We start from the raw sequence: 14,313 nt of genomic DNA, 5'->3' as shown, positions 1-14,313 counted from the left end.
GCGCGCATACCTTCTTCTCAAGCATATGCATCGCTGCAACCGTTATCTTTTGGTTGTGATTTATGAGTCCTGAGCCTAGAGATTCTCTGACCGCGAGGGGGCGTGGTTGGCGCCCAATCGCTCGCGCACGATCCGCCTTCTTTGTACCCGCCTCGGGTGTCCGCTTTTCGCGTTAGTGGTCCTAACAGCGTACCGTCTGCTGACGGCCCCAACTCTCCGCAGTGAATCCTTCTGCCAACAGATGAGCCACAGGTCTCGGAGGGATGGGGCGTCACTTTAGGTTTCGGACGGTCGTTAGAGTGGCTGCCTTTGCGTGCTCAATGATCTCAAGCGGGGCAGCGCTTCCGGTCCGCTGAAGGCGGAGCATCATGGCGGCGGCAAGTTCGATGTGACCGCACGCAGCACCGTCCACCGTCTGGACTGTCAAGGGCTGACGCGGATGATGGTTTGCCTTCCCCGCCGGCTATTTCCGGTAAGTGCCCCGGAGAGGTCTGATAACTTTATGGTTTCCTTTGACGACCTCGAAGACCAATAGGCGTTGGAAGTTCAGCTGCGGATAGTGACGGCAAACTCGACGGATCACATCGGCGAGCGCAGCTGGCCCCTTGCGCCAAGCCATGAGGCGAAGCTGGTTAAGAGGCTTTTGGATTCCCTTTCCGCCGGCTCCAGCGTCAAGTTGCACAATCAGTTCATCGAAGAGCCAGTAGTCGAAGGTCGTATTCTTGGTACGATCGAAAGTGACGCCGTATGCTTTCGGGCTTCCGTGATGACTACCAAGATCGAGTTCCTCGATAATTTCTTGGATTAGCTCACGTAAGTCCTTAGCCCGCGTTCTCTTCTCGCCGCGGTAAGGAATGTCCAAAGCGTTAAGATAGCGCTCGAAAGCTGATTGTCCTGCCACCTGCTGTCTCCCCCAAGCACTGAAACTGAGCAAAGAATCACGATCAATACAAGGGCGGGCCATCGGCGTGTAATAGGGCGCGAGTTCTTTCTCGGTGAGACGAAGGCGGGCAAAGCCGGTCGGGGTCGCGACTATCAACTGCCCCGCGTCGCCCAGTTGCGACGACGACTTAGCCTTCAAGGCGGCGCATCTTGCGACAGATGGGAGACGCAATGCTTGCTAGATGCTGTATGGCGCAGCTGCGCGGGAGAGGGTTACGTTTCCACTCCGAGCGTCAATAAATGGCATCGTAAATTTACGGGGCAAACCCTGCCTGATGAAGCGCAGCTAAAAACGGCAGGTTACCGCCGAGAGCTTCCAAAAAGCAGTCGGCCCCAAATCGGAAGGTGCCTTGTTGGAAGCCAATGACCGCTTTTAGGGCAAGGTGGAAGTCAGCTTGCGGCCCAAAGCCGCTATCAGGGATGTGCCAAGGAACGCCGAGATCAGGTGGTTTAGCGTATCCGGGCCCTAATTTCTCGATCGGCGGAGGCCACGCACCGGACCCTGCGCTTCATCAGAGACCGCGCTGGGGCGGTCGCATCTGAGCGGTGCATCCCGCTTGCCGCCGGATGCGCATCCTCTCCGTCTGCAGGCCGCTCTACGATGCCCTGCCAGGTAAGCCAATGGGCAAGCAGGCTGCGCCTGTCTGGGGAGAAGAAAAGCGGCTTTCACCGCCTGCGCGCCGAACCTTCCGCTTTTCTTCTCCCCGGACCCATGACTTCCCAGTCCGCGCACCGGGGAGCGGGCTTCGCCCTCCCCCCCTTCGTTCGGTTGGATGTGAGGGCACATCCACCGCAACGGTGGGTCAAGGCTTCGCCCATTGCGGGGCTTGCTCTCAAGGCTTTTGCAAAACCTTGGAGAACCCATTATGACCCTCTACACCGAGACTGCTCGCTTCGACACCGGCCGTGCCCTAAGCGAGGATGAAATGCGCCGTATCGCGCCAGCGATCTTTGCGACCGTCGCCCATGAAAGCCGCTCGGAGCGGTTCAAGCCGATCCCGACCATCGAGATCCTGCGGGGTCTGACCAGGGAAGGCTTTGTGCCGGTTGGCGCAAAACAGTCATCAAGCCGCATCGAAGGAAAGTCCGATTTCACCAAGCACCTGATCCGCCTTCGCCGCATCGACGACGGCAAGGTCTATCATGTCGGGGACACTGTTTGCGAAATCCTCCTGAAGAACGCCAATGATGGAACCAGCGCTTACGAGTTGATGGCAGGCCTGTTTCGCATTCGCTGCCTCAACTCGCTGGTCACGCAAACCGGCAAGATCGAGGAGATCAAGGTTCGTCATTCCGGTGATGTTCAGGCCAAGGTGATCGAAGGGACGTATACCGTTCTGAAAGGGGCGGAACACGCTCTGGCCGCGCCACAGGACTGGTCAGCGCTGCGCTTGAATGACGACGAGAAGCACATCCTTGCTCAGAGCGCGCATATGCTGCGCTTTGGCGACACGGACGGCGATACCAGGACGCCGATCAGGCCCGAGCAGCTGTTGACGCAACGCCGGAGCGCGGATTTGGGACACGACCTCTGGACGACATGGAACGTGGTGCAGGAAAATGCTATCAAGGGCGGCATCCGTGCTGTCACACGTGACGCGTTCGGACGTCAGCGTCGGATGAAGTCGCGACCCGTCACGGGTATCGATCAGGATCTCAAGCTCAACAAGGCCCTGTGGCTGCTCGGTGAGAAGATGGCCGCATTGAAGGGCGCATGCTGACGCGCCCGGACATTCTCTTCGATTGCTGGACCACATTGCACAAACCGGATTGGCGATTGTTCGCCAGTCTGGAACTCAGAGGCTCCGGCGATGGTGCCATAGAGGATGATGCGGGGACACGCATCGAAAGCAGCATGGATCGCAGCGCAGCCGAGTTCGGCGCGGTCAATAGACAGCTTCATGACGGAGGAGGCGAAGCGATCACTGATCGCCTGGAGTTTGACAGCCCGAAGTGTGGCGGCACGGCTTTACGAACGCAGCGGCCTGACCTCGGTATCGCATTTCTGAACCTGTCGAAATTGCTGAGACGGATTGCGATAAGTCTCTGGTTTGAGAGTGGACGCAGCACGCGCGCAGGCTTCCTGCGTGACCCAAGACATCTGCCCACTCCGGCCGCGGCGACGGCCTCGCTCCCAGAGGCGGCGACAGGATATCGCTTTTGCTCACCAGCCTTACCCCAAAATGAAAAGAGCCCGGAAGACTGTGGCACTCCTGTTTCGGGTTCAAAGCTTCATCGAGGAGCCGATGCGACGAAGGACATCCGGCGCCCTCTCCAAAGTAATTTTGCCGAGCCGCTATCTGCCTCGAAGGCGTCGGTCCCTCGTCAGCCGCATCGAGCGGCCGACAAGGGCTTCGAAGGGCTCCCCTTGCGCCCCGCCCCTCGACCTCCCTGCCCACCCCGTGATTTGCCATCCTCGCTTTCGCCTGCCGCGCGCTCATCCATGCGGAACGCCCCGAGCGGGGCCAGTCGGTCCCGCCTCCCCCTGCGGGTCGCTTTGCTGAGGCTCCTGCGGCTGGCCGTTCTCCGCTCGGGGGCGTGACGAGAATTCCCGAAATCCCGGCTTGCAGCCGGCGCTATGCTGATTTCTCCGATGCTCTTCATTGTTCGACGCAGGCCAAGGCTCGCAAGCTGCGCCTTGGCCTTCGGCTAGGTGCTGGGGCGCTGCGTCCCCTCCCCTTTCATGGGCGAAATCGAGCTTCCGTATCCATCCTCCCGTCGCTATTCGGCAGTCCGGCAGGATACGCCCGAGGATTCTCGTGGAAGGGGACCTTACGGGTGAAAGCGTCATTCCGTCCGTCAAGATGCTGCCCCCAACATGAGATGCGATCGCTCATTACACGTTTGACAGCCGTGCAAATTGGTCAAATCTCAAATTATAGCAATGACTTGTGCCGCGCTTTTCGCTGGTGCACTGTACCCTCGAATTTGGTTAACGTTTTGATAACTAAAAAGGGTTTGCCGGAGATCCAGAATCGGACGTATAAATAACGCTTCTAAGGCCACGTCGGCGGCAAAAGCGTTATTCTGGAACCCAGCGATATGAACATGGCGACCTCCCTTGAGGCACTCGATTTCGGACAGGAGATTCTCCGGCAGGGGGAACTGATCTCCGACAATCTGAACATGTTGCGGCTCGAGCAATATCCGCCCGATGCTCAGAAGGGACTGCGCTCGTTCTCGCTGGCCGAGGTCGCGGACTACCTCGGCGTGACGCAGAACCACATCAAGAAGCTGCACCTGGAGGGCAAGGGGCCGGTTCCGGCCACGACCGCAAGCGGGCGCCGGACCTATACCGCCGAGCAGATGCTGGAGCTGCGCCAGTTCCTCGACAAGAACGGCCGCAGCGACTTCAAGAAGTACGTGCCGCACCGCCGCGCGGGCGAGGGACTGCAGGTCATCTCCGTGGTGAACTTCAAGGGCGGTTCGGGCAAGACCACGACGACGGCCCACCTTGCCCAATACCTCGCCCTGACTGGACACCGTGTCCTCGCCGTCGATCTCGATCCACAGGCCTCCTTGTCCGCCCTGCACGGAATCCAGCCTGAACTCGACAAGAACCCGTCGTTCTTCGAGACCCTTCGGTACGACGAGGGCCGCAAGCCGATCACCGACATCATCCAGGGCACGAACTTCCCCGGACTGGACATCATCCCGGCGAACCTCGAGCTGCAGGAATACGAGTACCAGACGCCGCTCGCGGCGACGAGCAAGACCTCGGCCGAGGGGCGGATGTTTTTCACGCGCATCTCAAATGCGCTGAAAGACGTCGAAGACCGGTATGATGTGGTGGTGATCGACTGCCCCCCACAACTTGGCTACCTGACGCTGACGGCGTTGACCGCCTCGACTTCGGTGCTGATCACGGTCCATCCGCAGATGCTGGACATCATGTCGATGAGCCAGTTCCTGCTGATGCTTGGCGGTATCCTGGACTCGATCCGAGGGGCAGGGGCCAAGGTGAACCTCAACTGGTTCCGCTATCTGGTGACCCGTTACGAGCCCACCGACGGACCGCAAGCGCAGATGGTCGGATTCATGCAGGCGATGTTCTCGACCCGCATGCTCCAAAACCACATGCTGAAGTCCACGGCAATCAGTGACGCCGGCATCACCAAACAGACCCTCTACGAGGTCGAAAAGAACCAGTTCACCCGCGCGACCTACGACCGCGCGATGGAATGCCTGAACTCCGTCAATGGCGAGATCGCCAGCCTGATCCACAAAGCGTGGGGGCGGCGCGGATGACGGTTTTGACAGCCGTGCAGATCAGGGAAAACCCCATGTCTTTCTTTGCGTTACGGGAAGGGTAAGCGACCATGGCGAGAAAGCACACCCTGCTGGCACGGACCGCTGGCGAGGCCGAGCCTACGCAGGCGGACACGGGCGCGCGATCGGAATACACCCGTCGCGGCGCCTCGCGCTCCATGCTCCAGTCCCTCGACGAGATGGCCGAAACCTCGATGCGCATGCTTGAGGGGGAGACGGTCGTGGCCCTTGACCCGGCGCTGCTCGAGGGGTCGTTCGTGGCCGACCGGATCGGTGACGACGAAGAGGAATATGCGTTGCTGCGCGAGGCCATCCGGCAGTCCGGCCAGTCGACCCCGATCCTGGTGAGGCCCCATCCGGAAGCCAGCGGGCATTTCATGATCGTATTTGGCCACCGCCGCGCCCGCGTGGCGCGCGAGCTGGGCATCCCGGTCCGGGCGGTGGTGAAGCAGCTTGAGGACATCGCCCACGTCATCGCGCAAGGGCAGGAGAATTCGGCCCGTACGGACCTCACCTTCATCGAGAAGGCGCTTTTCGCCGCTCGGCTCGTCGGCAACGGCATGGGCAAGGACGTCGCCAAAGCAGCGCTTTCGATCGACGACACGCTGCTGTCGCGCATGCTGTCGGTGGTCGACACCGTTCCGCGTGAGGTCATCGAGGCGATCGGTGCCGCCAAGGGCGTTGGCCGCGACCGTTGGGAAGAGCTGAAAAAGCTGATGCAGATGCCGGTCCAGGCGGAGCGGGCACGAACGTTTGTGGCGTCGCCGGGTTTTGCGGAGGCGGCTGCGGATCAGCGGTTCAATCTGCTGCTGGATGAACTCAAGACGGTCCGGCGGCCGAAGAAGCAGGAAAGCTCGCCCTCGGTGCGTCGCTTCGACGTAGCCGAAAAGGCCGTAGCCGTATCGACCCGCGATGCCGGCAAAACCTTCACGATCGCCCTGACGGCGAAAGATGCATCCGATTTCGGGGCGTTTGTCTCCGAACAGCTTGAAGCGCTGTATGAGGCGTTTCAGGCCCATAACCGACCATCAACAGGAGACTGATCCGCAAAAGAAAAAGGCCCCCAAAACGTTGCCGTCGTGGAAGCCTCTCTCGAGATTTAAGCACCCCGAGAATCGCACTTCCTCGAATCTTAGTCAAGAGTCCTTGGCACCGTTTCGGTGAGCAGATTTCTTTTGCCTGCAGAAAGGCAAGGAAATGGAGAGTGGACATGTGACGACGCCCTTCGGGCGGCGGTCGATGACGCTTGGCATGTTGGCAAGCCAGGCGTTGGCGGAGACGATCGCGCCGGGAAAGGCGATCGATAAATGGAAGCTGTACCGCGCGCTCTGCGAGGCACGGCCATGCCTTGGCATCAGCGATCGCGCGCTTGCGGTGCTGAATGCCTTGCTCAGCTTCTATCCGAAAAACGATCTGGCAGAAGGCGTCGGCCTGGTCGTGTTCCCGTCGAATATACAGCTGTCGCTGCGGGCTCACGGCATGGCCGAGCAGACCATCCGCCGCCATCTGGCGGCGCTGGTCGATGCCGGCCTGCTGGTGCGCAAGGATAGCCCGAACGGCAAGCGCTATGCCCGCAAGGGCCAGGCCGGGGAGGTCGAACACGCCTTCGGGTTTTCGCTGGCCCCCCTTCTCGCCCGTGCCGAGGAGATCGAGGGACTTGCTGCTCAGGTCGTCGCAGACCGCCAGCTGCTCCACCGGCTGCGCGAGCGCCTGACGATTTGCCGCCGTGATATCAGCAAGCTTGTTGAGACCGCACTTGAGGAGCGTGCGGAGGGCGACTGGCTAGCCATCGCGCAGCATCAGCAGTCGCTGGTGACCGGGCTTCCGCGCAATGCCACAGCCGTTCAGGTCGAAGCCGTGCTCGACGAAATGGAGCTGTTACGCGAGGAAGCGGTCAACCGCCTGGAAATGCTATCCGAAAAACGAAAACTGAGCGGCAGTCCCGCGCAAACTGAGCGGCACATACAGAATTCAAATCCAGACTCTTCCCTTGAATCTGAACCGCTCCTGGAAACGGAGCAGGGCGAGAGGCCGGCGCCAGCCAACGGGCCTTGGAATGGGCAGCAACGGAAGCCAGGGCGTGATGAAAAGACGGATGGCGTGGGCCTGAAGGCATTCCCGCTGGGGCTCGTGCTGCGGGCTTGCCCCCAGATCGAGGATTATGGTCCCGGGGGCGGGGTAGGGAGTTGGCGCGACCTGATGTCGGCCGCGGTCGTCGTGCGGTCGATGTTGGGCGTCAGCCCGTCGGCCTATGAGGAAGCCTGTGCCGTGATGGGGCCCGAGAACGCCGCGACGGTCGTGGCCTGCATCCTCGAACGGGGAGGGCACATCAACTCGCCCGGCGGTTACCTCAGAGACCTGACGAGGCGTGCTGGACGCGGTGAGTTCGCCTTGGGGCGGGTCCTCATGGCGCTCCTGCGCGCAAACGGTGGTGCAGCCGGCGCGGCGCGGGTGGCGGGATGATCGCCACTTGGAAACCTCGGCAGCTTTCAGGAAAATCTTGCCGCGGGACCGTTTGTCGGTTAGCTTTTTCCCATGAAAAAGCAACCGTCGACCGCCGCATCGTCCAATCAGGCCCGCAAGCTCACGAGCGCCCGCGGCGAGAAAATCAGCGCCGTCGAAGGCATGATGCTGACCCCGCGCATGCGCACTGTGCTCGCCCAGTCGCAGGGCAAGAGCGGAGACGAACGCCGGGCTCTCGTGCGCAAGCAGTTTGCCAAAACCAAAGCCTGACCGTGGTCTACACCGCCGAGCAGGATCCCTTGTGCTATCCAGGCACCACGGTCCTGATCAACAAGCTCGACCTTGTCGACCAGGCCGAACTCGACGAAGCCGAGCTAGCCCTGTTCCTGATCCGGGCAGACGAACCCCTCCCTGACGGTGCACTGGATCGGGCCCACTACATGGCGATCCACCACCACCTGTTCCAGGACATCTACGACTGGGCTGGGCAGCCCCGGACGATCCGGATCGGCAAGGGCGGCAACTGGTTCTGCTATCCCGAGTATATCGACCGGCAGATGGATCTCGTATTTGCGAAGCTCGAGCGAAACGGCTTCCTCACCGGGCTGTCGCCGGAAGAATTCGCAAGGCAGGCAACGGATTTTCTGGCGGACCTCAACGCGATCCATCCGTTTCGGGAAGGCAATGGGCGAACCCAGCTAACCTTCCTGTCGCTGCTTGCCGAAAACGGTGGCCTGCCCTTCAACGACGACCTCCTTGACCGTCACAGGGTCATTGGAGCTATGATCGATAGCTTCGATGGCCGCATCGAGCCGTTACGCCAGCTGATCCTCGATCTGGTCAGCCACTAGACGAGCAAATGAGGTGGCCGAATTCATCCCACGCGCCGTTCAACACAACTGCGTACACGGGGGGTGCCGCGTGCTAGCGGAGCGTATGATGAAGGATGGCTCTCGCGCGTTGCTTCTCTGTCGAAACCAGGCGGGGCTAGGGGCTGGCCATAGCGGATTTGTTCAACAAAAAAAGCGGCTGATGTTTCGTTTTTGAATGATATGCACGATCACGCAAGCGGCGGCCGAGTCTCTCATCACGAAGCCTCCACGCCATGAGCATGGTCACTGCCAGATCTGGACATGAATGGGACCGTGAGGCTGGCACTTTGGCCAATCAGCAGTCTGCGCTCCATGACGCATGATAGCCTCCCGCGATAATCAACGAGGCCCCGGTATTTTCGACAGCCTGTTGATGCACCATAGGTTCGCTAGGTCGAGGGCCATATGGCGATATGGTCAGCCCTCAGTGGTCTTACGTCCAGCAGTACCAGCTCGTCCATCACAGCCCCAAAGGCCACCGAGGGTCTTCAAACCATTTATGCTCGCCACATGTGGAATGACGGACCCATGGGCTCATTGTGGCCGGGCATCCCTTGGATGCCATAACGACCCTTGAGACCAGGATGAGTACGAGAGGCCAGACGGCTCACCGATCCATTGTGGCCCAAGGCATTTGTCAGACGTGGAAGCCCATGGCCACCAATGGCCTAAGCGTCTGACCAGCCATCAGAGCCACTTCGTCCACTAAAGCCACCGAGGGCTGATCAGCCACGTAAGCCATTGAATTTATTTTGTTATATCCTTCTTTTTGGATGGCAGGATAGCAGTTTTGGTGATACAAAACCGACGTGTGCCCGAGACAGGCGAGGGGCGCCTCCCGGCAGTCGCTTGAAAGCGAAGGGGAGGCAAAGACGGACGGCGCGCAAGGGGCCATGATGACGAAGGCGATCCTCGGAAAGGTCGTGCATCTGCGGGTCAGCGAGGCGGAGTTTGCCGCGCCTTTCGCGGCAGGCCGTAGGGCTGGAGCAGGACGGCGGATGGGACGGCGGTTCCTCGGTAACGGCGTATATAGGGGAATTGATGTTGACTCGCGCTGCGCTGGAGGCGGTTGCGCGTGATCTGCGTGGGCGCGACGAGCCACGGTTCGACGCTCTGATCGAAGCGATGAGCCGGCTTGCCCGGCTGGTCAACGATCATGCCATGGGGATGCAGGCGATGCAGGGCATGTCCGATACCTCCCGCCTGCCTGCGCCAGAGGTGGGGGCGGGCGATGTTTGATCTTGAGGGCGTCCTCAGCCTGATTGATGCGGCGCAGCAGCGTGTCGGCAAGCGCCTGGCGGATGATCATGGGCGACCGAGCGTGGGCGGGCGGCCCTGGACTGGTCCGACGCCGCAGCCCGTCCCTTTCGACGATGAGCGGCGTCGCCGTCCCGGCAGTGGCTTGAGGGGCTCGCGGGCCAGCCATGGCGGTGTTGGACCGAGGGGCTTGTCTGGCCCTTTGGCAGGGGAGGCCGCGCTGGCGCAGATGCCTGCGATGTTCCGGCCGGCGATTGCGCGCGGGTCGCAGCCCGCCGTGGTCAAGCTGGTCAGCTTCGCGGCCGGCAAAGCGCGGGTGGGAAAGCTGCTCGGCTACCAGAGCCGCGGCGGTGAGCTTCCGGTCGAAGACGAGAATGGCGACAGGCTGGCTGGGCGTGACTGGATCAGGACGCTGGCCAGCGAATGGGCCGAGGAAGATGGGCGGGCGCCGTCCAAGGACGTGCTGCGCCTGTCGCTGACCCTGCCTTCGGCAAGGCTCTCATCTGATGAGGAGGTCGGAGAGGTGCTGAAGGGTGCGCTTCCCGGTCACCGGATCGCCTGGCAGAGCGATCTGGCGCGTGACGGAGAGGGGAGGGGGGTCGCGCTGGTGATCAGCGCGGCGCGTCGCCGGCTGGAGGGCGAGACGCGGGCCGGCCGGATCTTCGATAATCGCAAGTCTCTGCGGGATCTGGAGATGAGGCTGAAGGACGCCTTCGGGGCTGAGACCCGTGTCGAGATGCAAGGCTTCTCTCATGGCGTGGAAGGTGTGGCCCGCGGGCTCGGCCAGCTCCAGAAGCAGGGGCGTGATCCGATCATAGCGGTGCGCCTGGATAGGGCCGGGGCCTTTGTCGGACAGCATGCACTCGGCGGCGAACGGTCGATCATCGAGGAGGCACGGGACTGGAAGCGGGATCTGCGATCGCAGCAGCGGCGCGATGTCGCCCATCTCGTGTTGAGTGCCAAACCGGGAACGCCGAAGGATGCGTTCGTCTCAGCCGCCTGTGCCATGCTCGCCCGCGAGTTTGCCGGCCATCGCTTCCTGTTCACGCTTCACGAGGATCGCGCCCATCTCCATGTCCATGCCGTGGTGAAGATGGTGTCGGAGACAGGCAAGCGCCTCCACCCGCGGATCGAGGACCTCCGGCGCTGGCGTGCGGTCCTGGCGCAAGAGGCACGGGAGCGGAACATTCCGATGGATGCCGTCAGCCGCTTCGAGCGTGCCAATCCGCCCGGCTACAAGATGAAGGACATCCGGCGCATCGAGCGGGGTGAGGCGTCCGAGGCCCTTCGCCGCCGCGTCGAGGCCGTGCGTCAGCAGGCTGTCCATGTGCCGACACGACCGGAGGGGCTCAGACATGCGGCGGCGAGTGCGGCTGGCTGGAGCGCAGGATGGCGCGGGGAGGGTGACCTTCGACCGGAGCCGCCGCAAACGCCGGGAGCAACTCCTCTTGACCGGGCGCAGCCTTTCGACGGCCGGGCGATCGATCCGGTGGATGCGCAGACCCTGCGCCGCTTGCGTGCGCGCAGCCTTGATGCCGTGCTGATCGGCGTTGCGACCGCGGCGGACCGTAATGCCCGTCACCTCCCAGGAGCAAAGGAGCCTGACATGGCCGATCTCGAAACGATGTCTTCGGCCTTTGCCGAGATGGAGACCAATCTCGATATCGTGGCAAAGGCCCTGCCGCCGGAGCGGCTTGCCGCGTTCGATGCCCTTCGTCGGAAGCTGAAGGTCAGCCAGACCAGGATGATCGAGGCCCAGACCGCGATCGAGGCCGGGCGCGGCCGGATCGAGGGGGAGAGCTGGGTTCAGCCGGTCGCGCAGAACTTTGCCGGCTTTATTGCCGAGACGCGCGGGGAGACCATCCGCTACAGCCTTCGCAGCGCCGACGGTCGGACGGGTGCTGTCGCCTTCACCGATCAGGGAGATCGTGTCGAGGTCAGCCGCTCGCGCGATCGGGAGGCCGTTCTGGCGGCGCTTGAGCTCGGCATACAGAAGTGGGGGGCCGTGCGTGTCAGCGGTCCCGACCGCTACACGGCGCTCGCTGTTGAACTCGCCGCCAAACATGGCGTGCGGCTGACCAATCCGGAGCTTCAGGACAAGCTCACGGCCGCCCGGGATCGCATCGCGCGCGAACGCTCGCAGCGCCCAGGCGTAATGGCTGGCACCTTGCCGCCTGCGCAGAAGCCGGGGGATCGGCAGGAGGTCGATGGTCTCTCGGCTGAAAATCGCGCCGCCGATCAGGAGCAGGTGTTCGATCGTCGTGATGCCAGCCAGACAATGCCGCGTGAGCAGGCCGTGCGGCAGACCGTTGCGGAAAAGCCTGCAGCAGCTGTCACGGCTCCCAATGGGGTAAAACCGCCTGTCGACACCGGCGACAAGGTGAAGCCGGCGGACCGCGATCGCGCATCGATCCTTCAGGCCATGCAAATGGCGTCGCAAAAGTGGGGCGTGGTCGCCGTCAATGGCTCCGAGCGTGACAAGGCCATCGCGGTCGAACTGGCGGCCGAGCATGGGTTCTCCCTGTCGAACCCGGACCTGCAGGAAAAGCTTGCGGCGGCCAAAGCCAGGATGGAGGCGCAGCGGGAAATGGAACGCACCCGCGAGCGCAGGCAGCCGGGCTTCGTCGACAGCGCTGAAGCCTCTCCACCGGTTCGCCGCACCGATGCGGAGATTGCGGTGGCGCTTGAAACCGTGAAGGAAAAGACGCAGGCCGAAGCCACGCGGGAGGTCAGGCAGGCCAAGCGCAGCGTGCAGACCGGGGAGCGGCCGATCAATGGCGGCGGTGACGATCATGTCTATCGCACGAAGGCGGAAGCCTCCGCTGCGGTTCGGGCCGAAAAGGCCGTTGCGCAGGATCCTGCCAGGGCGATCCCCTCCGATGTCTCCCAGTCGCCCGAGATCGAGCGCCAGCGCCTCGATCAGAAGGCGCTTCTGTCGGAGAAGGAGGTAAGCCGTCATCAGCAGGTGCGGAAGGACAAACCGAGGCAGAGGTAGAATTTGGTCTGGTGACGCGCGGAATAACGTCTAACCTATTATGACGATTCAATACTTTTCCGGTTGGTTGGCATACTGAAACGTACACCTGCGCCGCCGCCATTTTCTGGTATGAACGATATTCCAGCACGCTGAAGAGCGCCTTTTATGCTGCGAACGGTAGCGCTTTTCAGCTCTTCGCCTCTTTCGAATCTCACAACGGTATTCGTCGAAACGTTCGCCAGTTCCGCCAGTTCTGCAATTTTCATTCCAAGAGCGGCGCGCGCCATGCGGCATTGAGCAGGCAACATGTCAAAATCGCCTACTGTAGGCGAATTTCCTTGATTGGTCATTCTTCCCCGTTATTGTGACGTGGCCTGTATTCTTGCAGGTGGCCGAGCGGAGCGGTTGCAACGCCCAGCTCGGCCTAACCACAATCTAGCTGAGTTGGAGCTTGGATCATGGCTGATTCCGACAGTAGCAGAACTTTGTCTTCCGTCACCCGCAGAACGCTGCTGCGAATGGTGACGACCACAGTTGGGGCTCATGCGGCCGCAGCGCAGCCGAAGGGGGAAGGGGAGGGGTCCCCCGCCTGCGGAGGAGATCCCGCGCTAGGCCTTTGGTTTGACTGGCAGGCCGCCAACCGCAAAGCCTGTGCACTTGGCCGGCGGCAGGCGCGGCTGGAAAGCCGGCTTGTCGATACCATCGGCTTTCCGCAGATCGATCTGAGCGTTCCCGGATGCGCCAAGCCCATCATCGTCTCCACGACTGCCGAGATCGAACAATGGCTCGGGAGCAAACCGGAGAGGGCAGCCGAGCGCGAGAACGCCATGTCTGAACTCGCTGCCCACCAGAGGGCCTGGCAGGAGATGGACCGGCGCATCGGCTATAGCCGCGCGCGGAATGCCGAAAGAGACGCGCAGGCGGCCGAAGAGGATCTGCTTGAAACCCTCTGGAAATCCCGTGCCAGCACCTTAGCCGGGGCGGCCGGCAAGCTGCACGCGATGTTAAAGACTGGCGAGCCGCGAGAGGGGAGCCAGGAGTTTCCCTGGCCGCAGATACGGATGGTCCTTGCGGATCTCCTGCACATCGCTGCCTGAGGGCCGAGAGGTCCGTTATCCTTCGGCCCGGGCGCTCATGACGACCGGGCCGAATTGGGGCCTTAACGGACTGCTGGGCAGTGCGGTCGAGATGATATCAGCGGACATCAGGGCATAGAGCGATATGGTCCGAGTTTGTCCCAAACCGGTCATGAAGTATACGCTTGTCCGACGGCGGTTTTGCGCCTTCACTCGGGTATTCAGGTTGCCTCATCCATCTCCTGAGAGCGGACGTGTGTTTTGCCGCTGACGCCAAGTGCGCAATGATGACATTGCGCAGGAAGCAGCCACTCGGGAAACAGAAACGAATGTCTGCGTAGAGGTCAGGCGCAACTCCACTCCGTGGACGTCGTATTCTAAGGCCTGTTGACAAACGTCAGGTTGGGGCAAGGTTTGTTGCCGAGGGTCTCCTTGTTTGACAGGAGGCTTTGATGGT

At 61.8% G+C, this 14,313-nt stretch carries 11 protein-coding genes; 9 read left to right on the top strand and 2 right to left on the bottom strand.

Going from position 1 to position 14,313, the window contains the following annotated elements; translation table 11 throughout:
* Positions 1 to 463: 463 nt before the first annotated feature.
* On the bottom strand, positions 464 to 1,081 hold the full coding sequence (locus tag BJF92_RS00235) for a hypothetical protein (protein ID WP_075632787.1): 618 nt from the start codon (positions 1,079 to 1,081) through the stop codon (positions 464 to 466).
* Between the two features lie 727 nt (positions 1,082 to 1,808).
* Between BJF92_RS00235 and BJF92_RS00230 the strand changes: the two genes are divergently transcribed.
* The 8 genes from BJF92_RS00230 (at position 1,809) to BJF92_RS00195 (ending at position 12,798) form a co-directional block, all read left to right on the top strand.
* On the top strand, positions 1,809 to 2,663 hold the full coding sequence (locus tag BJF92_RS00230) for a DUF932 domain-containing protein (protein ID WP_075632786.1): 855 nt from the start codon (positions 1,809 to 1,811) through the stop codon (positions 2,661 to 2,663).
* A gap of 1,321 nt (positions 2,664 to 3,984) precedes the next feature.
* Positions 3,985 to 5,190, top strand: a complete 1,206-nt coding sequence (repA, locus tag BJF92_RS00225; RefSeq protein WP_075632785.1) for a plasmid partitioning protein RepA — start codon at positions 3,985 to 3,987, stop codon at positions 5,188 to 5,190.
* Between the two features lie 71 nt (positions 5,191 to 5,261).
* A complete protein-coding gene (gene repB, locus BJF92_RS00220; RefSeq protein WP_075632784.1) occupies positions 5,262 to 6,254 on the top strand; it encodes a plasmid partitioning protein RepB in 993 nt (330 codons plus the stop codon).
* Positions 6,255 to 6,408: 154 nt separating this feature from the next.
* On the top strand, positions 6,409 to 7,674 hold the full coding sequence (repC, locus tag BJF92_RS00215; protein WP_075632783.1) for a plasmid replication protein RepC: 1,266 nt from the start codon (positions 6,409 to 6,411) through the stop codon (positions 7,672 to 7,674).
* Between the two features lie 72 nt (positions 7,675 to 7,746).
* On the top strand, positions 7,747 to 7,944 hold the full coding sequence (locus BJF92_RS00210) for a hypothetical protein (protein WP_075632782.1): 198 nt from the start codon (positions 7,747 to 7,749) through the stop codon (positions 7,942 to 7,944).
* A gap of 2 nt (positions 7,945 to 7,946) precedes the next feature.
* On the top strand, positions 7,947 to 8,525 hold the full coding sequence (locus tag BJF92_RS00205; protein ID WP_075632781.1) for a Fic/DOC family protein: 579 nt from the start codon (positions 7,947 to 7,949) through the stop codon (positions 8,523 to 8,525).
* A gap of 1,062 nt (positions 8,526 to 9,587) precedes the next feature.
* Positions 9,588 to 9,785: a hypothetical protein gene (locus tag BJF92_RS24810; RefSeq protein ID WP_143523840.1), complete on the top strand. Its 198-nt coding sequence runs from the start codon at positions 9,588 to 9,590 to the stop codon at positions 9,783 to 9,785.
* A gap of 208 nt (positions 9,786 to 9,993) precedes the next feature.
* Positions 9,994 to 12,798 (top strand): LPD7 domain-containing protein, encoded by a 2,805-nt coding sequence (locus BJF92_RS00195; RefSeq protein WP_245294617.1) that lies wholly within the window; start codon positions 9,994 to 9,996, stop codon positions 12,796 to 12,798.
* A gap of 38 nt (positions 12,799 to 12,836) precedes the next feature.
* Here the strand turns inward: BJF92_RS00195 and BJF92_RS00190 are convergent, their stop codons facing one another.
* A complete protein-coding gene (locus BJF92_RS00190; protein ID WP_425356435.1) occupies positions 12,837 to 13,130 on the bottom strand; it encodes a helix-turn-helix domain-containing protein in 294 nt (97 codons plus the stop codon).
* A gap of 108 nt (positions 13,131 to 13,238) precedes the next feature.
* On the opposite strand from BJF92_RS00190, the gene BJF92_RS00185 reads away from it, so the two are divergent.
* Entirely contained in the window at positions 13,239 to 13,877 is a 639-nt protein-coding gene (locus BJF92_RS00185) for a hypothetical protein (protein ID WP_075632777.1), read from the top strand.
* Positions 13,878 to 14,313: the final 436 nt, after the last annotated feature.

This window comes from Xaviernesmea rhizosphaerae, assembly GCF_001938945.1.
Lineage (GTDB): Bacteria > Pseudomonadota > Alphaproteobacteria > Rhizobiales > Rhizobiaceae > Xaviernesmea > Xaviernesmea rhizosphaerae.
The sequence above is the reverse complement of the archived record's forward strand: the minus strand, read 5'-3'. Positions and strand labels throughout refer to the sequence as shown.